The organism is Sorangium sp. So ce117, assembly GCF_051524395.1.
Classification (GTDB): Bacteria; Myxococcota_A; Polyangia; order Polyangiales; family Polyangiaceae; genus Sorangium; species Sorangium cellulosum_B.
Genome location: NZ_CP150309.1, coordinates 4,007,327 through 4,027,470, shown reverse-complemented (window position 1 = coordinate 4,027,470; position 20,144 = coordinate 4,007,327). Strand labels below are relative to the sequence as shown.

At 72.8% G+C, this 20,144-nt stretch carries 14 protein-coding genes and 2 tRNA genes; 10 read left to right on the top strand and 6 right to left on the bottom strand.

Annotation, left to right across the window (positions count from 1 at the left end):
• The first annotated feature begins 588 nt into the window (after positions 1 to 588).
• The 3 genes from WMF46_RS15085 (at position 589) to WMF46_RS15075 (ending at position 1,631) form a co-directional block, all read left to right on the top strand.
• Positions 589 to 662: transfer RNA gene (locus WMF46_RS15085), tRNA-Gln, on the top strand.
• Positions 663 to 701: 39 nt separating this feature from the next.
• Positions 702 to 776, top strand: a tRNA-Glu gene (locus tag WMF46_RS15080).
• A 144-nt stretch (positions 777 to 920) separates the two neighbouring features.
• Entirely contained in the window at positions 921 to 1,631 is a 711-nt protein-coding gene (locus WMF46_RS15075; protein ID WP_437986249.1) for an NUDIX hydrolase, read from the top strand.
• A 32-nt stretch (positions 1,632 to 1,663) separates the two neighbouring features.
• Here WMF46_RS15075 and WMF46_RS15070 read toward each other — a convergent pair whose 3' ends face one another.
• The gene (locus WMF46_RS15070; RefSeq protein WP_437986248.1) at positions 1,664 to 2,635 is read right to left on the bottom strand and encodes a hypothetical protein; all 972 of its coding nucleotides are present in this window, start codon (positions 2,633 to 2,635) and stop codon (positions 1,664 to 1,666) included.
• A gap of 556 nt (positions 2,636 to 3,191) precedes the next feature.
• Between WMF46_RS15070 and WMF46_RS15065 the strand changes: the two genes are divergently transcribed.
• The gene (locus WMF46_RS15065; protein ID WP_437986247.1) at positions 3,192 to 4,079 is read left to right on the top strand and encodes a DNA adenine methylase; all 888 of its coding nucleotides are present in this window, start codon (positions 3,192 to 3,194) and stop codon (positions 4,077 to 4,079) included.
• A gap of 27 nt (positions 4,080 to 4,106) precedes the next feature.
• Here WMF46_RS15065 and WMF46_RS15060 read toward each other — a convergent pair whose 3' ends face one another.
• Positions 4,107 to 4,373, bottom strand: a complete 267-nt coding sequence (locus tag WMF46_RS15060; protein WP_437768353.1) for a hypothetical protein — start codon at positions 4,371 to 4,373, stop codon at positions 4,107 to 4,109.
• Positions 4,374 to 4,668: 295 nt separating this feature from the next.
• Between WMF46_RS15060 and WMF46_RS15055 the strand changes: the two genes are divergently transcribed.
• The 4 genes from WMF46_RS15055 to WMF46_RS15040 all read left to right on the top strand — a co-directional run bounded on the left by WMF46_RS15055 (position 4,669) and on the right by WMF46_RS15040 (position 13,306).
• On the top strand, positions 4,669 to 9,195 hold the full coding sequence (locus WMF46_RS15055; protein ID WP_437986246.1) for a DUF2339 domain-containing protein: 4,527 nt from the start codon (positions 4,669 to 4,671) through the stop codon (positions 9,193 to 9,195).
• A gap of 77 nt (positions 9,196 to 9,272) precedes the next feature.
• A complete protein-coding gene (locus tag WMF46_RS15050; RefSeq protein ID WP_437986245.1) occupies positions 9,273 to 10,523 on the top strand; it encodes a hypothetical protein in 1,251 nt (416 codons plus the stop codon).
• A 135-nt stretch (positions 10,524 to 10,658) separates the two neighbouring features.
• Positions 10,659 to 11,552 carry a LysR family transcriptional regulator gene (locus WMF46_RS15045; RefSeq protein WP_437986244.1) on the top strand — a complete coding sequence of 298 codons (894 nt, stop codon included), beginning with the start codon at positions 10,659 to 10,661 and terminating at the stop codon, positions 11,550 to 11,552.
• 62 nt (positions 11,553 to 11,614) lie between these two features.
• Positions 11,615 to 13,306 carry a right-handed parallel beta-helix repeat-containing protein gene (locus WMF46_RS15040; RefSeq protein ID WP_437986243.1) on the top strand — a complete coding sequence of 564 codons (1,692 nt, stop codon included), beginning with the start codon at positions 11,615 to 11,617 and terminating at the stop codon, positions 13,304 to 13,306.
• Here WMF46_RS15040 and WMF46_RS15035 read toward each other — a convergent pair.
• Positions 13,287 to 13,619, bottom strand: a complete 333-nt coding sequence (locus WMF46_RS15035) for a hypothetical protein (RefSeq protein ID WP_437986242.1) — start codon at positions 13,617 to 13,619, stop codon at positions 13,287 to 13,289. The two genes, WMF46_RS15040 and WMF46_RS15035, sit on opposite strands and share 20 nt — an antisense overlap.
• Positions 13,620 to 13,775: 156 nt before the next feature.
• On the opposite strand from WMF46_RS15035, the gene WMF46_RS15030 reads away from it, so the two are divergent.
• The gene (locus WMF46_RS15030; protein WP_437555396.1) at positions 13,776 to 14,831 is read left to right on the top strand and encodes an aldo/keto reductase; all 1,056 of its coding nucleotides are present in this window, start codon (positions 13,776 to 13,778) and stop codon (positions 14,829 to 14,831) included.
• Between the two features lie 31 nt (positions 14,832 to 14,862).
• Here WMF46_RS15030 and WMF46_RS15025 read toward each other — a convergent pair whose 3' ends face one another.
• The 3 genes from WMF46_RS15025 to WMF46_RS15015 form a co-directional block, all read right to left on the bottom strand.
• Entirely contained in the window at positions 14,863 to 15,585 is a 723-nt protein-coding gene (locus WMF46_RS15025; RefSeq protein WP_437986241.1) for a type II toxin-antitoxin system RatA family toxin, read from the bottom strand.
• Between the two features lie 200 nt (positions 15,586 to 15,785).
• The gene (locus WMF46_RS15020) at positions 15,786 to 17,351 is read right to left on the bottom strand and encodes an aminopeptidase (protein ID WP_437986240.1); all 1,566 of its coding nucleotides are present in this window, start codon (positions 17,349 to 17,351) and stop codon (positions 15,786 to 15,788) included.
• 205 nt (positions 17,352 to 17,556) lie between these two features.
• Positions 17,557 to 18,669, bottom strand: coding sequence for an S-(hydroxymethyl)glutathione dehydrogenase/class III alcohol dehydrogenase (locus WMF46_RS15015; RefSeq protein ID WP_437909145.1), 1,113 nt, complete (start codon positions 18,667 to 18,669; stop codon positions 17,557 to 17,559).
• Between the two features lie 248 nt (positions 18,670 to 18,917).
• Here WMF46_RS15015 and WMF46_RS15010 point away from each other — a divergent pair, with 248 nt between their 5' ends.
• Complete coding sequence (locus WMF46_RS15010; RefSeq protein WP_437986239.1) at positions 18,918 to 20,144, top strand: hypothetical protein; 1,227 nt, start codon at positions 18,918 to 18,920, stop codon at positions 20,142 to 20,144.

Genomic DNA, 20,144 nt, shown 5'->3' with positions numbered 1-20,144 from the left:
GGCTCCCTCGTCCTCGGCTTGTTGACTGACCATCGGCTCGCCGGAGGTCCCGTTCGCCCCCCCGCTGGGGCGATGCGCCCGCGCGACGAGAGCTAAGTGCCCGACATCGCAGTGTCTTGGCACTCTCCTAGGCCGGTGGCTAAACCGCGGCCGAAAGTAAATCAGTCACCCGGCGCGTCAAGGGCACGCAGCAGGGAGCCGCGACTTTTCCGGGGCCGAAAGTCCAGGGCGGCGAAGCCGAGATGTCTGGAGAAGCGACGGCGAGGGCGCGGTTGCGACATCGCGGAGCCTCCCCAGGGACGAGCCACCGACAGTACGAAGACAGCATGAACGGATCGTGGCGAGAGCGCGATGACATCAGCGCGACGACAACGGACGGCATACAACGAGGGCGGAGCGGGTTGAGCGACGAGCCGAGCAGGGGGAAGGGCTTGCTCGATGCCCGAGTCGCTCGAAACACGCGAGAATTGGGCGATTTTTGGCGGTGAGCATTTTTCTTCGGCGGGTCCGATTTCGATCGCTTGACAATCCAGGCAGCCCGAGTAGATTCCGCGGCCCGTGGCGCTGATGAACACGGCGCTGACCCCTTGGGGGATCGTCTAACGGCAGGACGCAAGATTCTGGCTCTTGCTATCAAGGTTCGAATCCTTGTCCCCCAGCCAGACCGCTCAGCTCTGCTGTCGGTCTTCTCCACAGAACAAGGTCCCATCGTCTAGCGGTTAGGACATCGGCCTCTCACGCCGGTAACGCGGGTTCGATTCCCGCTGGGATCGCCACTTCACCCCTCTCGCCTCGTTTCCTGCTGCTTCCGTCTGATGTCGTGCGTCGGGCACGGCACGGAGCACAGCGTCATCGGACGAGCGAGCACGCAGATCAGCGAAGACGTCCTGCTCCGTTCACGTTGCGCTACCCTGTGGCGCATGGCGGCGCAGGACGAAGAGGAGCTCTTCGACCTCCTCGATGACAACGGCCGGCCGCTCGGCGTGCGCAAGGCGCGCAGGCTCGTTCACCGCGACGGCGACTGGCACCGGAGCGTTCACGTGTGGGTGCTCCTCGAGCGGGGGCCCGATGGCCTGGAGCCGGACAGCGGCCGGAGCGCCGCGGAGCCCTGGGTGCTCTTCCAGCAGCGCAGCCCCGAGAAGGACACCTGGCCCGGCGCGCTCGAGGTCGCCGTGTCGGGGCACTACCGCGCCGGAGAGGATCTCGAGGGGGCGCTGCGCGAGGCGGAGGAGGAGATCGGCCTGCCGCTCTCGCCGCGCGACGTTGTCCGGCTCGGCACGCGCCGCAGCCAGGACGATCACGCGCCGGGCATCGTCGATCGCGAGCTGCAGGACGTGCTGCTCGCGACGACCCGCCGCGCGCTCGAGGAGCTGCGTCCCGATCCGCGCGAGGTGACCGCGCTGCTGTCGCTCCCGCTCGGCGCGGCGCTGCGCCTCGTCCGAGGCGAGGTGCCCCGCGCGAGCGGCCTCGTGCGGCGGCCGCCGGACGCCGCGGGCGCCGTGAAGGTCGAGCCGCGCGACGTGCGGCTCGATGAGTTCGTTGTCGCGCGCGACGGCTACTTCGAGCGCGCGCTCGACACGATCCGCCGGCGCCTCGCGGGCGAGGCGCCGGCCCCATGGCTCCTCGGCTAGGACGGCGGCGCTTTCTCCTCGCGCCCGTGCTGTCAGCCTGAGCCGCGGCGCCCGTCCGCCGGCCGCCGGGGCTTCTCGGGGGGCACCGCCGACGCGACGAGGAACCCCTCGGCACGGTGCGGGGCGAGCCCGCAACGCGCGTTCATGCGCTTGGCGATCTCGTCGCCGGCCCTGACGAGCGCGTAGAACCACCGGATCCCGAAGCGATCGTGCCCTTCCCGGAGCGCCGCCGCCTGCAGGGGGGCCCCGAGCCCCCGCCCGCGGTGGTCCTCGCGCAGCGAGGTGCAGATCGGCATGGCCGTCCACGAGGGCGCCTCGCCCACGTCGGAGATCCAGAGCGGCGGGGCGCCCAGCAGCCCGAGCTGGGCGAGCGCCTCGCGCCCGCCGATCTCGGCAGGCTGTGGCCGCGTCATGACGCACAGGGTGGCGCAGCCGATCAGCGCCCCCGCGCCATCGCGCAGCGCGAGCGTCAAGGAGCGCCCCTCGCCGCCGCGCAGGTACCACCCCGGGAGCGGCGCGTGGCCGCTCTCGGCCTGAAGCTCCTGGATCGCGCGGATCGACGCATCGTCGTCGTCCGGCGACACCCTGGACAGGCGCAGGCCCGGCGGGAATGTGCGAAACCGGCTGAGCCCCTGCACGGCGGCGCGCACCTCGCCGGCCGGGGCGCCCATCACCGAGAGGTCCTCGTCCACGGAGAGCCCCGCCTGGCGCAGCGACGCCGAGAGCGCGGCGAGCTCCGGCCGGGGGGCGTGCAGGATCACGCGCTCGAAGCAGCGCACGAGCGCCTCGCGCCGCTCCGGCGGCGTCCGCTGGGCGTGCAGCAGGATCAGGGAGCGGCCGTCGGTGGTGATGCCGTCCTGCTCGCCGATCCAGTCGCGGGCGGCGTACAGGATCCGCTGAGCACGGTAGTCCGCGGCTTCACCGAAACAACCCGGTCCGTCCGCAGGACCGGGGCCGCGCTGCTGCGGGGCGTCGTCGCGATCGAGGTCGAAGGCAAGCATCATGGCGGCATCCCTCCTGTCGAGAAGCAACGGCGGCTGCCACGAATGGCGGCCCCTCGAGGAGCCGCCACCCGGCGCGGGACGCCCGCGCCCAGCGCCCGAGCGAGCCCCTGCCGCGCCGCGCAGGTCCACCGGCGAGATGGCCTGACGCGGCGGTGCGCGAATGCGGGAGAGCTCCGCTCCACCAGCGGCTGTTCAGCCCGCGTGTCGAGACTTCAACTTATCCCTGCTCGGCGATCGCGCAAGCGGCGACATGCCATGATCCGGGCAGCGCTCCAGCCGGGACACGCACGCTCATGCATGCTTACAAGCAATCGGAATTGCTGATGAATCAGGCCAACATCCGCTGTCGACCTCAAGGCACGTCGCCGCCCGACGGGGCCGCGGCATGGACATAGAAAGACCTAGCCTGGAGAGACCCATGGCCCCGGGCACCCGCGCGTCGGGGGCGGACCGGCGAGGCGCGTCGGACGCGTCGGACGAGCGCGCTCGCTCACGGCGGCCTTCGGCGGTTGAGGACGATCGCGCGCCCTGGTAGGTTGGCGTCCAGTATTGCGCGATGACCACCGCCCTTGTCACCGACCCCGACGACGACGCGCCCGTGACGCCACGCCCGTTCCTCAAATGGGCGGGCGGCAAGGGCCAGCTGCTCCGCCAGTTCCAGCCGCTCCTCCCCGCGTCCTACGGGCGCTACTTCGAGCCCTTCATGGGGGGGGCCGCGCTCTTCTTCTGCCTGCAGCCGAAGCGCGCGGCGCTGACGGACGTCAACGCCGAGCTCATCGACTGCTACCGGGCGGTGCGGGATCGGGTCGACGAGGTGATCGCCGCGCTGGGCAGCCACGCCTACGAGGAGGCGCACTACTACAAGGTTCGCGACGTCGATCCCGCCTCGCTGTCGCTGCCCGAGCGCGCCGCGCGGACCATCTTCCTGAACAAGACGGGGTTCAACGGGCTCTACCGGGTGAACAGCTCCGGCCGCTTCAACGTGCCTTTCGGCCGCTACGTCAAGCCGGCCATCTGCAACCCGCCCCAGCTGCGGGCCTGCTCGGCGGCGCTGCGGGGCGTCGAGCTCGAGGTCCGCGACTTCGAGCGCGTGCTCGACCACGCCCAGGAAGGCGACTTCGTGTACCTGGACCCGCCGTACTCGCCGGTCTCGTCGACCGCGAACTTCACGTCCTACAGCGCGGGCGGCTTCGGCTTCCGCGACCAGGAGCGCCTCGCCGCCCTCTTCGCGGAGCTCGACGCGCGAGGCGTCCAGGTAATGCTCTCGAACTCCGATGTTCCGGAGATCCCGCCGCTCTACAAGCGGTTCAAGATCGACCGCGTCGCGGCGCTCCGGAGCATCAACGCGAAGAGCGACGCCAGAGGCCGCGTGGGGGAGATCGTGATCCGGAACTACGGCGCCAGGCGGAGCCGCAAGGCGGCGCCCGCAGACAAGGCGGGCTGAGCCCGGCGCCGCCGCGCGGCGCGCGGCTCAATCGACGGTCTTGCCCTCGTGCTTCTTCGGATCGGGGGCCGCGCGCTCCTCGGCGTACGCCATCGCCACCTCGATCTCCTCGTGGATCTCGCGCGAGGTGACCTTGTTCCCCGAGGGATCGACGGCCTCCCACACGAAGCCGCGGACCTCACCCGGGCGCTCGGGTATCCAGCGGACCCGCAAGGTCCAGCCGTGCAACTCGGCCGTATAACCACCTTCCTCGTGATCCCGCTGCCACGCAGAGACGGTCGGGTGCTTCACCATCGCGAGGTCTCCGGCGCAGAAGGTCGAGAGGACAGAAGAACTGTTCCCGAATGGCCGCGCTCCCCCCCCGAGCAACGCCGCCGTCCGGGAACACGGGGAAGATAGCAGGCGCCCGGCGCGCGGCGATCAGGCAGGCGTGTGTTCCTCATGCGGATGCACCTTACCCGAATCCCAGCGCGCGCCGAAAGGTCCTCGCCTTCCGATGGGGCCGTCAGCGCGAGCAGCGTGAACAGCACAGGCATCATCGCGCGGACGGGCGGCGCCTGCGATGCGCACCCCATGCTACGAAGCATGTATGGGGGCAGGAATCGTCGTCTTCTTCGGGCTCGCGCTCGTCGCCTATCTCCTGGTTGCCCCGCTCGTCGCCTTCGTGTTCGCCGTCCGGGCCAACCGGCGCAACGAGGACCTCCTGCTGCGGATCCACGCGCTGGAGCACCGGGTGGCCGAGCTCTCCGGACAGCGCGGCCGCGCAACGCTCACCGCAGCGACGGAGAGCCTGCGAAGCACACACGGCCTGGAGCAAGAGCGGATTGCCCAGGGCGCGCTCCCGCCCCCAGCGGCGGCGCAACCCGCGCTCGACGCCGAGGGCGCAGGTGCACCGCCCGCGCTCGACGTGGCGACCGCCGGCGCGCCGCCCGCGCTCGACGCGGCGACCGCCGGCGCGCCGCCCGAGATCGCGCAGCCGACCGCCACCGCGCCCCCGGCGGCCGCGTCCACGGCGTTCGCCGACGCGGAGGCCGCGGCGCCCTCCGCGGTCGCGTTCCCGGGTCCCGCTGCTCCTCCGATGCCTCGCGCGCTTCGCCCCGCGGCGACGCTCGACGCGAGCGCGTCCGGCGCCGGCTCGGCCGCGCACCGCGAGGCCCCGGAGCGACCCTCCATCGAGGAGCGGCTCGGCCTCACCTGGCTCACCCGCGCAGGCGCGACCACCTTCTTGCTCGGCGCGCTCTTCTTCTTCAAGTACGCCTCGGACAACGCCTGGATCGGGCCGTTCGGGCGCGTCGCGATCGGCGCCGCGACCGGCGCCGCGCTCCTCGCGATCGCCGAGGTGCTCCGCGGGCGCGCGCAGCGTCGCTTCGTCCACACGCTCATCGGCCTCGGCCTCTCGGTCCTGATCGCGTCGGTGTGGGCGAGCGCCGCGCTGTACGAGCTCGTCCCGATCCCCGCGGCATTCGCGGCGGACACGGTGCTCCTCCTGCTCGGCGCCGGCCTCGCCCTCCGCCACCGCGGCGAGGCCATCCTGGTCCTCAGCCTCGTCGCCGGCTTCCTCAACCCCGTCGTGCTGTCGACGGGGCAGGACCGGCCGCTCGTCCTGTTCGGCTACCTCCTGCTCATGACGAGCGTCGCCCACGCCGTCGCAGCGAGGCTCGGCTTCCGCGTCGCGCCGTGGCTCGCGATCGCAGGCCATACGGCGCTGTTCTGGGGCTGGTACGCCACGTACTTCGACGCCAGCGCCGCCCCGGCCGGCGGAGATCCGGACGGGGCGCCCTGGCTCGACTCGCCCGCGCAGGCGCTCCCGGGGCCCTACTTCCCGCTCGCCGCGCGCGCGGCGCCCCTCGCGTTCATCGCGCTCGCCGCGGCGCAGGGCATCCTGCGCGCGCTGTGGCTGCGCCGCGCGCCCGCCTCGAGCCCCGATCGAAGCGCCGCGCCGGTCGGCGCGGCGGCGACCGGCGTCCTCCGCGTCGCGGCGCGCGCGGACGCCACGGCGACAAGCATCGCCGCGCTCGTGCTCGCCCACGCGGGCGCGACCGCGCTGCTCTTCGACGCGCCGCGCGCGCTCGCAGCCGCCGCCATCGCGCTCGCGCTCGCGGCGCTGGTCGCCCTGCGCGCGCCGGTGGAGAGTGCCTGGCTGCTGGCGCCGATGGGCGCCGCCTTCCTCGGCTTCGCCGCGACGTTCGCGGACGCGCCGGCGGCGCACCGGACGACGCTCGTCGCGCTCGTCGCGGCCTGGACGCTCGTCTACCTCGCGGGGTGGCTCCGCGGCGCCGGGCTCGCGGGTCAGCTCGATCGGAAGACCGCCATCGCGTGCTCCGCCGGCGCGGCGCTCTTCGCCTGCGCCGCGGGCATGCTGCTGATCGAGGCCGACGCGGCGCTCTTCGCGCTCGCGCTCGCGGGCGCGGCCGCCCTCGCGGCGTGGACGGCCGCGCGCGCCGCGCTCCCCGCCCTGCTCCTCGCCGCGGCGATCGTCTCGGCAGTCGCGCTCGCGGCGGCTGCGCATTTCGCGAGCGCGCCGGCGGACGCGGGCGCATCGGCGGCCGCCGATGCCGTCGACGCCGTGAGCGCAGGCTTCCTCGGCGCATCGGCGCTCGTCATGCTGGTGTTCCTCGGCGCCGCGGGCGCCTCGGCGCGGCGCCCGCGCGAGCCCGGCGCGCCGGCGCTCTCGTGGTCCGACGCGCTCGCCGCGTGCGTGGCGACGCTCGGGTTCGTCGCGGCCGCGCTCGGCGCCACGCCGGAGGACACGCCGACGCTCCGCGCGCTGCTCACCGCCGGCGCCGGCGCCCTCGACCTGGCGCTCGGCGCCGCGCTCCTCCGCGCCGGCGTGACCCGCGCCGGCGTGACCCGCGCCGGCGCCGCGCCCCCCGCCGATCGCATCGCCCTGCTCCTCGGACAGGCGCTCGCCCTGTTCGCCGCGGCCGTCGCGTTCGGGCTCGGCGGCGCGACGGTCACGGTGGTCTGGAGCATCCTCGCGGCCGTGGCGGCCGCGATCGCGGCGCGCACCGGCGAGCGCGCCTGGCTCGCCGTCACCCTGCTGCTCTTCGCCGCCGCCCTCGCGCGGGCGCTCATCGTCGATCGGGCCGAGGCCGAGGCGCTCGTGACGACCTGGTTCGCGACGCACGGCCGCGACGGGACCATGGCGGTTCCCGTCCTGCTCAACGCGAGGACCTATGCGTTCGCGGGCGTGAGCGCCGCCCTGCTCGCCGCGGGGCGGCTGCTGTCGCGCGCGGCGTTCGCCCGCCCCCCGGACGCCGCGCGCGCCGAGCTGCGCGGCGCCGCGGTGGGGGCGCTGGGCGCAGGGTATGCCCTGCTCATCACGACCGTCGTCCTCGAGGTGCGGAGCGCGATCACCGCGCTCCCCGCCGCCCCGCCTGCCCCGCTCGACGCGGCCGAGTTCGCCGAGCTCACCGTGCAGCACCGCGCCGCCCTCGAGGGCCAGCAAGGCAGCCTCGCGATGGCGACCACGCTCGTGCTCGCCCTCGCGGCGATCGCGCTGCTCACCGCGGGGTTCGCGGCGCGCGACGCCTTCCATCGCTACGCCGGGCTCTCCTTGTTCGCCGTCACCATCGCGAAGCTCGTTGCCTGGGACGTCTGGCACGTCGAGCGCATCTACCAGATCGCCCTCTTCACGGGCGTCGGGGCGCTGCTCGTCGGCGGAGGGTTCCTCTACGCACGGTTCGGACGGCGCCTCGTGACGCTCCTGCGCGCCGGATCGCGGGGCGCGGCCGGGCCGCTCGCGCTGCTCGCGGCGATGAGCCTCGCGCGGCCCGCCGAGGCCCAGACCGGCGCGGCGCTCCCGACCGAGAAACACGCGCTCGTCCGGCCCATCGAGGGCGTGGACGCCGCCGGCGACCACCGCGTCGACGTCGATCTCGACCTCTACCGCGAGAGCCGCGCGGAAGAGCTGCTCGCCGACGTCCGCATCGCAGGCCCCGACGGCGCCGAGGTGCCCTACGTGATCCGCGAGCCGGGCGCCGCGCACGCCTCCGGGCGGATCGCGGCCACGATGCTCGATCCGGGGGTCGACGCCGCCGGCGTGGCGCACGCGACCTGGGCGCTCGACGCGCCCGGCACGCGCCACTGCCGCGTCGAGCTCAGCGTCACCGGCGGCAGCTTCCTCCGCGAGGCGCGGGTCGAGACCGGCGCGGATCCGAGGGCGCTCAGCGAGGTCGCGCGCGGCGCCCACGTGTACCGCGTCCCCCAGGGCTCGGAGACGGTCGAGCACCTGTCGGTCCGCTATCCCCTCTCGCGCGCCGCCCTGGTCCGGATCCGCCTTGTCCCCGAGGGCGCCCCGGCGCGCGGCGCGGCCGCGGACGTCCGGATCACGGGCGGCGCCGTCTCGTGCGAGCCGCAGGCCCCCACCGAGTCCCCCGCGCTGCTGCCGCTCGCGATCGTCGAGACGCAGCGGGACAGCGAGGCGAAGACGACGCTCGTCACGCTCGACGCCGGCGCCGACGGCGCGCCGCTGGAGGCCGTCCTCCTCGACGTCGCCACGCCGGAGTTCAGCCGCCGCGTCGACGTCGCCTCGACCACGTACCGCGCGGTCTGGCCGGCCGTGGGGAGCGGCATGATCCATCGCATCCGTCCGCGCGGCGAGTCGGGGCCCTCGCTCGCGTCGACGCGGATCCCGCTGAGCCCGACCCGGAAGCGCTTCCTCCGGCTCACGATCCACGACGGCGACTCGGCGCCGCTCTCCCTCTCGGGCGCGCAAGGCGAGGTGCGGGCGCGCGAGATCGTGTTCCGCGCCGCGCGGCCGGGGCCGCACCGGCTCTACGTCGGCGACGCGCTCGGCAAGCGCCCGAGCTACGATCTGGCCGACCTGCTCGACCCCACCGTGCGCGAGCGCCCCCCCGCCGCGAGGCTCGGCGCCGCAGCGGCGAACCCGGAGCTCGGCGCCGCCCCGGTCGCGCGCGACCTTCCGTTCACCGAGCGGCACCGCGCGCCGATCGGGGGCGCGCTGGCCGTCGGGCTGCTCGCGCTCTCGCTGTGGGCCGCGCGGCTCCTGAAGCGAGGGGAGCGAGGGGAGCGAGGGGAACGAGCGCGAGGCGCACCGCCCGACGACCCCGCGCCGCCGCAGCAGCGAACAGAAGACAGCGAGCCCAGGCCGTGATGTGCTCGCATGTTGCCGCGGGTCGCCGGGGACGCGGCGCTCCGGCGGTCCGGACCAACCATCGAGGTGGATGCACCATGAGAGGCGGGCGCTTCGTCTACTTGGGTCTCTGCGCGAGCGTCGGGGCGGCGCTCTGGGCCTCGGGCGCGTGCTCCGCGACGGCGCGCGACCAGCAGGCGCCTGGCGAGGGCGGCGGCGGGGGCGCGACCAGCGCCAGCGCCACGACGGCGGAGGCGGGCGCCGGCGGACGCGTGGAGTCGACGGGCTCCTGGGCTGATTTCGGCGGCGGCGCGCCGGCGGAGGAGGGCCCGTCGCCCGACGACGACGGCGACGGGTTCACCATCGAGGACGGCGACTGCAACGACGGCGACACGAACGTCAACCCAGGCGCCGTCGAGGTCGTGATCACGGAGCCCGACCCGAGCGGCGCGGTGCCCGAGCCGGCCGACGAGGACTGCGATGGCGTGATCGACAACGCGCCGCCAGGCTGCGACAGGAACATCGCTCCTGCCGACTTCGACGCCATCCACGGGGCCCACGCGATCGACCTCTGCGCCAAGGCGTCGCCCGGCGATAGGAAGTGGGGCGTGCTGAGCGCGCAGTACGTGCGCGGCGACGGCTCGCCCGCGGAGCCCTCGCCCGCGGTGGGCGTGCTCGATTCCTTCGGCCCCAACGTGCGCCCGCAGGGCGGGACCCGCCTGCTCGTCCTGTCCTCGGGTCGCGCCCGGATCGCCGGGTGGCCGGGCGCGTGCAACGCGGATAGCTGCGAGAACTACGGGCCGGGCGACGCGCCGCCCGGCTTCCCGCAAGGCCCCCCCGAGTGCGCTCCCTCGGCGAACATCCACGACGACATCGCCCTCGAGCTCGTCATCCGCGCGCCGACGAACGCGACAGGCTACGAGTTCGCGTTCAAGTTCTACACCTTCGAATACCCCGAGTTCGTCGCAGAAGAACACTGCTTCAACGACCAGTTCGTCGCCCTGGCGACGCCGGCCCCGCCAGGGTCGCTCGACGGCAACCTCTCGTTCGATAGCCTTGGCAACCCCGTCAGCGTCAAACTCAGCTTCTTCGATGTCTGCGAGGAGTGCCCGCTCGGGACGGACGAGCTAGAGGGCACCGGCTTCGGGCTCTGGAACAACGCCGGCGCGACCGGCTGGCTGCGCACGCGGGCCCCGGTGACCGGCGGCGAGGAGCTCAAGCTGCGGTTCATGATCTTCGACGCCGGCGACGAAAGGGTCGACTCGACCGCGCTCGTCGACGGTTTCAAGTGGATCGCGAACGGCGGCACCGTCCCGCTCGAGACCGCGCCCGTCGAGGATCCCCGGTAGCGCCCCGGGGTCCGGACGACCCCAGCCCTCCGGGTCACGCGCGCCGGCCGCGGCGCGAGGTGGACCGCGCGCCGCGGCCGGCGCGATCCCGTATTTCATGGCCGGGATTGTTGCGCAAAACGATACGATCCCGCGATGCTGCTCCCTTCCTTGGAGAACCTCGCCTGCTTCGAGGCCGCGGCGCGGACGCTGAACTTCCGGACCGCAGCGCGCGCCGTCGCGCTCAGCCCCGCCGCGTTCGGCCAGCGCATCCGGCAGATCGAGGAGCAGGTCGGCGCTCCGCTGTTCGAGCGCACCACGCGCCGGGTGCAGCTGACGCCGCGCGGGCTCGCCTTGCTGCCGCGCGCCCGCCAGTGCCTGGCGCTCGCCGAGGACTGCCTCCGCAGCGCGATGGGCCCCGCGCCCGAGCCGGTCGAGCTGACGCTCGGCACGCGGTTCGAGCTCGGGATGTCGTGGATCGTCCCCCAGCTCGGCGCGCTGACGCGGCGGCGCCCCGAGCTGACGCTCCACCTCTACTTCGGCGCCTCCGACGACCTGCTGAAGCGCCTCTACGACCGCAGCGTCGATTGCGTCGTCACCAGCGCGCGCTGGAGCGCCACGAGCCTCGCGGCGGAGACGCTGCACGAGGAGCGCTACGCGTTCGTGGCCTCCCCCAAGCTGCTCCGGCGCGAGGCGTTCGCCCGCCCGGAGCACGCGTCGCGGCACTGCCTGCTCGACATCGATCCGACCATGCCGCTGTTCCGGTACCTCGCGGATCAGGCGGGCGGCGCCGGCTGTTTCGCGTTCGCGCGGCACCGCTGGGTGGGGCTCGGCGCCGCCATCAAGGCGCTGGTGCTCGCCGGCGAGGGCGTCGCCGTGCTGCCGCGCCACATGGTCACCGCCGAGCTCCGCGGCGGCAAGCTGAAGCGGCTCCTGCCGTCCGCGCCCCTCGCGCGCGATCATTTCCGGCTCATCTACCGGCGCGACGACCCGCGGAGCTCGCTCTACGCGAAGCTCGCCGAGTCGCTGCGCGCGGTGCCGATCCAGTGAGGCGCGCGCTCGCCGGCGCGACGCGGAGCGGGCTGAACGGCGTAGACTCCCGCCCGAGGACCATGAGCGAGCTCCCCGGCGCCGGCGCGCGCCTCCCCGCGACGCCGATCACGGCGCAGGACATCAACGGCGGACCGGACCCGGAGCGCCGCGTCCCCTTCGTCATCACGGCGCCCGGCGTGTACACCCTCGTGGAAGACGTCGACTGGGTGGCGCAGGACGCGAGCGCGCGGGCCATCACGATCGCGAGCGACGACGTCACCCTCGACCTGTGCGGCAGGACGCTGCGGCAGATCGACCCTCCGGCGCCCGTCGTCGCCCCCGACCCGGGCGCGAGGCCTTGCCGGGGCGAGGTCGTCTCCGGGAACGTGGGCGTGTTCGCCGAGGGGAGGACGCGGCTCGTCATCAGGAACGGCAGCGTGCTCGGGATCCAGGGGGTGGGGATCGCCGCCAGGGCGTGCAGCCAGCTGGATCTGCTCGATCTGTCGGTCCGGCGGTGCGGCGGCGACGGCGTGATCGACACGGGCTTCCTGCGCCGCAACGGCGGGATCTTCGTGATGGGCGCCCGGGACGCGGCCGGCGGCGTCGCCTTCGCCGAAGGCATCCGGATGATCAACTGCGTGTGCTCGGAGAACTCGAGCCGGCTCGACTTCGTCGTGACGCTGGGCGCGCTCGTCCTGTTCTGCGACGACGTGCAGGTCAAGGGGTGCGTGTTCAACCGCACGGCGAACACCAGCGCCCAGCCGAGCGGCGTGCAGTTCAACGTCGTCGGCGCCGACTTCGTCATCTGCCGCAACGTGCTCGTGGAGGACTGCGAGGCGCACGACAACACGTCGGGCGGAGAGCCGGCCGGCTTCTTCGCGTGGGGAGAGAACTACAAATTCCTGCGCTGCAGGGCGAACCGGAACTTCACGCTCACCGGGAACCGCGCGTGCGGGTTCAACATCTCGACGACGAGCAACCTGGAGATGGTCGAGTGCGAGGCGGACGGGAACTACAACGCGAACCCGGCCGCGTCCGCCGATGCGGTCAAGGACTTCTCCGCGCTCGGCTTTCGCATCGGCAGGGCGGTGTACCGCGGGCTGCTCGAGGGCTGCCGCGCGATCGGCAACCACGGCGCGAGCGCGAGCGCGCCCGCCGGCGGCTTCGCGCTCCACTCGACCCGCCACGTGGTGCTGAGGCGCTGCGTGGCCGTGGGGAACAGGAACGCGAGCGGGACCGCCGAGGACGACGGGCTCGCGGCCGGGTTCATCGCGTCGACGCCGCTCGCGGATCCGCAGGGGGGCCTCGTGGGCGGCGAGGGCAACGCGTTCATCGACTGCATCGCCGACGGCAACACGGTCCACCGAACGCCCCTGTTCGTGCAGCCGCCGGCCCCGCCCGTCGACGCCGGTCCGTCGCGCGGCGACCCGCAGAAGGGCGCGGGGTTCCTGCTCGAGGGGCAGAGCGACGCGAGGATCATCGGCTGCCAGTCCGCGAACAACGACGGCAAAGGGATCTGGCTGAGGGCCTGCGCGCGCGCGCTGGTCGAGGGAAACACGCTGTCGAGGAACACGCTTTACGGCATCCAGAACGAGGATCCCGCGGGGCTCAGCGCCTTCACCGGCAACCGGGCGCACCTCAACGGGTCCCGGCATCGCCACAACTACGTCGGGCTGCCGCCGGGCACGCCGGTCCGCAAATGGACGCTCGGCTCCCCTCCCCTCGACGGCCCTTCGGACGGAATAGCCAACCTCAGCACCCGGCTGCCCTGAGGGCCGCGAGCGCCTCGCGCCGCCGGACGGCGATCACCGGGTACGGGCGAGCGCGCCGGGGGTGATCCCGAACCGCCGCTTGCTTTCGCTCGAAGCGCAGCGGCGCGTCCGCGAGGTTGATGGCGATGTAATGGCCGGCGACGGCGAGGTGGTCTGTCTCCCAGGACGGGTTCACGCCGAGCTCGGCCACCACGCCTGTCCAGCGCAGCGAGCGGCTGGACGCGCGGATCTCGGCCTGCCGGAGCGCCTCGATGGGCTCGCGGGTGCCGGCGCGGACGAACGGGATGGCGCTGCGGGAGACGCGGGAGATCATCGGAGAGCCGGCCCCAGCATGCGCCCGCGGCGCGGGGCCGGTCAACGCAGCAGCCCGGTTCCAGGGAGCGCAGCGGCGTTCTATAGCGCCCTTCCCGCCCGCCCTAGGCTGCCGGTCGCCGGGCGACGACTGCGCCCGAGGAGGACGACCATGGAGATGCGTTACAAACTGCTCGGCGGCAGCGGGCTCAAGGTCTCGGAGATCAGCCTTGGCACCATGACCTTCGGCGAGGACTGGGGCTTCGGCGCCTCGGCCGAGGCGTGCCGCGGCATCCTCGAGGCGTACCGCGCCCGCGGCGGCAACTTCATCGACACCGCCAACAAGTACACGAACGGCAGCGCCGAGCGGATCGTCGGTGAGCTCGTCCGCGGAGACCGCGGCGCGTGGGTCATCGCGACCAAGTACTCGCTCTCCATGAACGACGCCGATCCGAGCGCGAGCGGCAACGGCAGGAAGAACCTTGTCCAGTCCGTCGAGGCGAGCCTCAAGCGCCTGGGGACGGACTACATCGATCTGCTCTGGGTCCATGCGTGGGACTGGACGACGCCAGAGGCCGAGCTCATGCGCGCGCTCGACGACGTGGTGCGCGCGGGCAAGGTGCTCTATGTCGGCATGTCCGACGCGCCTGCCTGGGTCGTCTCCCGGGCGAACGCGATCGCCGAGCTCCGGGGCTGGTCGCAGTTCGTCGGCATCGAGATCGAGTACAGCCTGATCGAGCGCACGGTGGAGCGGGAGCTCGTCCCGATGGCGTCCCGGCTCGGCCTGGGCGTGCTCGCGTGGGCGCCCATGGCCGGCGGCGTGCTGACGGGCAAGTACACGCGGGGGGGCGGCAACGACGCCGCGCGCGCCGCGATGAACCAGGGGCGCCTGGACGAGCGGGGCCTGCGCGTCGCGCGCGCGGTCGACGCGGTGGCCGAGGAGCTCGGGTGCTCCTCGGCGCAGGTGGCCCTCGCGTGGCTCAGGTCGCGCCCGGCGCAGGTGATCCCCATCGTCGGCGCCCGGAAGCCCGAGCAGATGCAGGACTGCCTGGGCTGCCTCGACGTCGTCTTGCCCGCCGCGGCCCTCGAGAGGCTCGACGCGGCGAGCCGCGTGCCGCTCGGCTTTCCCTACGAGTTCCTGGGCGACCCGGGCACCGAGCGGGTCGTCTACGGCGCCACGGCGGCGCGGCTCGACGTGCCCAACCCCGTCCGGAGGCTCGCCTCGGGCGGGTGACGCCGGCCTCGCCGCCTCGCTCCAGCGCGCGTCAGCGATTCCCGTCCTGCGCCTGCTCGACGCGCGCCCGGATGGCCGCGACGGCGCGCGCCGAGCCGTCCAGGTTCTCCGCGTTGAGGAGGCTCTTCGGAAGCGGCAGCTTCGGCCGGAGGAACACCTCGAGGGACAGGCGCGTCGACTGGGCGTCGATCTTCTCGAGCCGCCAAATAGCCTGGAGATCTTGCACATTGCCGGAGATGAAGCGGGACGAGTACGTCTCGACGCCATCCTCGACGACCGGCTTCTGGATCTCGATGCGCGCCCACATCGTGACCGCGCCCGAAAGGGCCGAGACCTCCATGTAGAGATCCCACCCGCCCGCGGGCGTGCGCCCGAGCAGGCGGCACTTCTTGTAGTGCGGCATGAACTCCGGATACCGCTCGAACGAGAGCACCGCGGCGCGCACGCGCTCCATCGAGCCCTTCACGACCACCGTCGACCGTCCACGGGCAAATCCGGTGCTCCCGATCGGGACTGCCATGCTCGTGATCCCGGCCGTATCGGGCGCCGGCTGCGCGCGCTCGGCCTGCTCGCCGTCGCTCGTGACAGCCGGCAGGACATCCCCTCTGTCGCGCTGTGTCGGCAGGCGCGGTACATCCAGGTTGATCCCCCGTTCCCCCGTGCTGCACGCGGTGGCCGCGAGGACGAGTCCCCCGGCGAGCGCGCGCGGGATCGGTGCGCGATGGCCGGTCGTGGTCGAGCGAGTTCTCCGCATGACGGCCCAGCTTGCCAGCGACGTGCCGGCCGCCCCCATCGCCCCGATGATACCGCGCAACACATCCGCTCGGGCCGCCCCCCCACCCCGGCCACCAAGAACGGATCACCCGCCCATCGAGCGCGGAAAACACGGGCTCCTTCCCGATTCTCCACGAGAGCTCGGAAGGCCCGCTGTCTCCCCCTTGGCGCTCCTGTAGGTCAGGATTCGCCAGAGAGATAAGCTGTCAGACTCGGAATGGGGACGCCTGTCGGGCGGCCGAACTGCCAGTCCGCCGACTCGACCCCGACGCCGCCGATATCGAGGTGGATGAACGGCAGCGCCCCCCCCTTGAGCCCCGAGGCGATGTCGAGGAACGCGAAGGGGAACTGGTGCCCGCGCGGCGTGTTCACCGAGGCGAGGCGGTTCGAGGACACCACGTCCTCGGCGCTCGACCGGGGCGCCACGAACGCGTAGTCCTCGCGCCGCGGCCGGACGCGCTCCATCGGCTCGCCCCAGCGCTCCGCGAGGACGTCGAGCCGATCGAGCTCCGCCCGCGCGGCGGAGTTGCCGATCGCGCCGGTGTAAGGCCCGTGGGCGCGGTAGACGTGCCCGGTCAGCGTCGCGACCGAGAACACGATGGGGTCGGCCGCGCCGCTCATGGCGAGCTCCCGCCCGAGCGCGAGCAGGTCAGCCAGGATGAGGCGGCCCTCGGCGTCGGTGTTGCCGATCCGGACGCGCACGCCGGCGCGGCTGCGGATGATCTCGTCGCTCACATAGGACTCCTCGCCGATGCTGTTGCGCACGAGCCCGAGGAGCCCGACGATGCGCACGCCCTCCAGGCCGAGCGCCGCGGCCGCGCGCACGAGGCCGGCGACCGCGCCGGCGCCGCCCTTGTCTCGGGACATGCCGGCCATGTGCCCGTCGGTCTTCAGGTCGACGCCGCCCGTGTCGTAGGTGACGCCCTTGCCCGCGAGCAGCACCGTTCGCCGGATCTCCCCGCGAGGCCTGTAGTCGAGCCGCACGACGCACGGCCGGTGCCGCTCGACGACCCGCGACGCCCGCGAGACCGCGCTGATGAGCGGATAGTCATCGACGTTGCGCTCGATCTTGACGAGCACCCCCGTCCTGGCGAACGCCGCCTCGCACAGCTCGGCGACGCGGCGGGGCGCCATCCGCTCCGGCTCGGTGCCCGTGATGTCGCGGCAGAGCGCCCGACCGACCTCGACGGCCGCGATCTCGCGGGCGCGCGCCTCCGACAGCCCGAGCACCGCCACCGACTCGGCCGAGCGCGGGGCCATCTCCGCCTCCCGCGCCTCGAGCGGCGTCCACTGGCTCCCGAGCGCGGCGAGCGCGCCCACCTCGACGGCCCGCGCGAACCGCGGCGCCGCGCCCACCGGAGCGCGCACGACGAGCAGCGGCCGGCTCGCCCCCGCGTCCACCGCCCGCGCGAAGCCGGCCGCCGCGGCCTCCGCGACGGAGCGGACGTCATCGACGTCTTCCGAGAGCGGCCCCATCGGCGCGAGCACCAGGCGCCCGCCAGGCACCCCCGGCGCCGGCAGGACGAGCGGAGCACTCTTGCCCTCGAGCGCGGAGTCGACGCGCGCCGCAGCCTCGACCACCGCGCCCACGGCGGACCCGAGCCCCCCCGCGTACTTCGCGATGGGCGACGGCGCGACGAGGACGACAGCATCGCACGCCGCGATCGCCGCGTTCGACTCCGCAAGGGCGTTGGCGGGCAGCCCCGCCAGGGAGGTGACATGGACCATGGCGGCGAATGATGTCACATGGGTCAGCATTTTTGCAGCACCCGTCGCCGCCGATAGGGCACCGACATGCGCCCCGAAGAGCAGGCTGTCGCGTGGGCATGGCGCGCGGGCATGGCGCACGCGCCGCGCTCGGCGCGCGCCATGCCGCGCGCCGAGGGGCCTAGTGCGCTCGTCCGCCCCTGCGGTCACGCGCGAGGCGGCCGGCGTCGAGCGCCGCGCCGCTTCAGGAGAAGAGCACGACGCTGCGGATCGACTCGCCTTCGTGCATGAGGTCGAAGGAGCGGTTGATGTCGTCGAGCGGCATCGTGTGGGTGATCAGCTCGTCGATCTTGATCTTGCCCTCCATGTACCAGTCGACGATCTTGGGAACGTCGGTGCGCCCCTTGGCGCCGCCGAACGCGGTGCCCTTCCAGACGCGCCCGGTGACGAGCTGGAAGGGGCGCGTGGCGATCTCCTCGCCGGCCCCGGCGACGCCGATGATGATGCTCGTCCCCCAGCCCTTGTGGCAGCACTCGAGCGCCTGGCGCATCACCTTGACGTTGCCGATGCACTCGAAGCTGAAATCGGCGCCGCCCCGGGTCAGATCGACGAGGTAGGGCACGAGATCCCCCGCCACCTCGCTCGGGTTGACGAAGTGGGTCATGCCGAACCTCTCGGCCAGCTCGCGGCGCTTCGGGTTGATGTCGACGCCGACGATGATGTCGGCGCCGGCCATCCGGGCGCCCTGGATCACGTTGAGCCCGATGCCGCCGAGGCCGAAGACCACGACGTTGTCGCCGGGCCTCACCTGCGCGGTGTTGATGACGGCGCCGATACCCGTCGTCACGCCGCAGCCGATATAACAGACCTTGTCGAACGGCGCGTCCTCGCGGATCTTGGCGACGGCGATCTCGGGCAGGACGGTGAAGCTCGAGAAGGTCGACGTGCCCATGTAATGGTGAATCCGCTCCTTGCCGATCGAGAAGCGGCTCGTTCCGTCCGGCATGAGCCCGCGCCCCTGGGTGGCGCGGATGGCCTGACAGAGGTTGGTTTTTCCGCTCGTGCAATAAGAGCACTGCCGGCACTCGGGCGTGTAGAGGGGAATCACGTGATCGCCTTTCTTGAGGCTCTTCACGGACGGCCCGACGTCGACGACGACGCCCGCGCCTTCATGACCGAGGATCGCGGGGAAGAGTCCCTCCGGATCCTTTCCTGAGAGCGTGTAAGCGTCGGTGTGACAGACGCCCGTTGCCTTGATCTCGATGAGGACCTCGCCCTCGCGAGGGCCCTCCACCTGGACGTCCTCGACCGTCAGCTTCTCGCCGGCCCTGTGGGCCACGGCTGCGCGCGCTTTCATGATCGGTGGTTCTCCTCCCGCAAGCGGGGCGTTCGGGGCCCGAGCGGCGCCCGAGTCCCTCCCATAGCCGGGCGGGGAAGCAGGTTTCAAGGGGAACCCCGCCGGCGCCGCCCCGCCTCGCCCGCCGTCCAGCCTGCCCGCATTGCGCCGCCCTTCCTGCCCGCGTCGCGCAGCCCGCTCGCTGCCCGCGCCGCCACCCGAGGATGGCGTTCGCGTGACAGCACGCGTACGATCACCCCGCTGTCCTTATGAACACACTCCGTTGCCCACCGGGTCTCCGCGCGCTCATCGCAACAGCCGCGCTGGTCCTCGTCGCCTGCACCGGCGAGAGCCCGCCTGCTGGCGGGGCGACCGGCAAGGGCGCTGGCGGCGCCGGCGGCGCTGGCGGCGGCGGCGGCGAGGGCGCTTCCTCCGAGGGTGGCCACGGAGGACAGGGAGGCGCGCCGATCGACAGCATGGAGTGTGTCGACGAGTGCCCCGCTGAGAGCGCTGGTATCACGATCGGCTGCAAGAAGCGCTTCATGTTCGGAATGAACTATGCGTGGCACAACTTCGCCGGCGACTTCGGCGGCATCGCCGCGTGGGACAAGCGCGGCGTCGCGGCCGAGGCGGAGACGCACGCGAAGAACCTCGCCGACATCCGTGCTCACGGGGCGAGCGTCGCGCGGTGGTGGATGCTGCCGGAGATCCGGGGCGAGAGCGTCGTCTTCGACACGAGCGAGAACCCGACCGGCCTCGGCGGGACGACGCGGCGCGACGTCCAGAAGGCGCTCGAGCTCGCCGAGCAGGCGGACGTCAACCTGGTGTTCTGCCTGTTCTCCTTCGACAACTTCCACCCGACGCGGATCGACGCCGACGTGAAGACCGTCGGTATCACCCCCATCGTGAAGGACGCAAAGCGGCGCGCGAAGCTGATAGACAAGGTCGTCCGGCCGATCGCCAGGGCCGTCGCGCAGAGCCCCTACCGGCACCGGATGGTCGCGTGGGACGTGATCAACGAGCCAGAGCTGGCCATGACCGGACCGAGCCCGGACGACGGCCCTCGCTACGAGCCCGACGCCCAGGTGGATCCGATCGAGCACGCGCAGATGGCGGCGTTCCTCGGCGAGGCCATCCGGGCGCTGCGCGCAGAGAGCACGGCGCTCGTCACGATCGGCTCGGCGTCGATGAAGTGGGCGCGGTCCTGGCGAGACACCGACGTCGATTTCTACACCTTTCATATCAACGACCGGGTCAACCTGTACTGGCCCTACAACCAGTCGCCCAAGGACTACGGCATCACGGACAAGCCCGTGATCATGGGGGATTTCCCGATCGCCGGCCTGGCGACGGCCGCTTTGCCGACGCTCCTGGAGAGCTGGTACAGCCAGGGATACGCGGGCGCGATCAGCTGGGCCTACAGCGACGCGACGACGGCCGAGCTCGCGACGATCAAGGCCTTCGCCGACGCGAAGGGCTGCGGCGTGACGTACTGA

Excerpts from the sequence above, each read along its gene's own strand:
- WMF46_RS15010 (WP_437986239.1), top strand. The coding sequence starts at position 18,918 with ATGAACACACTCCGTTGCCCACCGGGTCTCCGCGCGCTCATCGCAACA.
- WMF46_RS15075 (WP_437986249.1), top strand. The coding sequence starts at position 921 with ATGGCGGCGCAGGACGAAGAGGAGCTCTTCGACCTCCTCGATGACAAC.
- WMF46_RS15050 (WP_437986245.1), top strand. The coding sequence starts at position 9,273 with ATGAGAGGCGGGCGCTTCGTCTACTTGGGTCTCTGCGCGAGCGTCGGG.
- WMF46_RS15025 (WP_437986241.1), bottom strand. The coding sequence starts at position 15,585 with ATGCGGAGAACTCGCTCGACCACGACCGGCCATCGCGCACCGATCCCG.
- WMF46_RS15030 (WP_437555396.1), top strand. The coding sequence starts at position 13,776 with ATGCGTTACAAACTGCTCGGCGGCAGCGGGCTCAAGGTCTCGGAGATC.
- WMF46_RS15015 (WP_437909145.1), bottom strand. The coding sequence starts at position 18,669 with ATGAAAGCGCGCGCAGCCGTGGCCCACAGGGCCGGCGAGAAGCTGACG.
- WMF46_RS15070 (WP_437986248.1), bottom strand. The coding sequence starts at position 2,635 with ATGATGCTTGCCTTCGACCTCGATCGCGACGACGCCCCGCAGCAGCGC.
- WMF46_RS15060 (WP_437768353.1), bottom strand. The coding sequence starts at position 4,373 with ATGGTGAAGCACCCGACCGTCTCTGCGTGGCAGCGGGATCACGAGGAA.
- WMF46_RS15055 (WP_437986246.1), top strand. The coding sequence starts at position 4,669 with ATGGGGGCAGGAATCGTCGTCTTCTTCGGGCTCGCGCTCGTCGCCTAT.
- WMF46_RS15045 (WP_437986244.1), top strand. The coding sequence starts at position 10,659 with ATGCTGCTCCCTTCCTTGGAGAACCTCGCCTGCTTCGAGGCCGCGGCG.
- WMF46_RS15040 (WP_437986243.1), top strand. The coding sequence starts at position 11,615 with ATGAGCGAGCTCCCCGGCGCCGGCGCGCGCCTCCCCGCGACGCCGATC.
- WMF46_RS15035 (WP_437986242.1), bottom strand. The coding sequence starts at position 13,619 with ATGATCTCCCGCGTCTCCCGCAGCGCCATCCCGTTCGTCCGCGCCGGC.
- WMF46_RS15065 (WP_437986247.1), top strand. The coding sequence starts at position 3,192 with ATGACCACCGCCCTTGTCACCGACCCCGACGACGACGCGCCCGTGACG.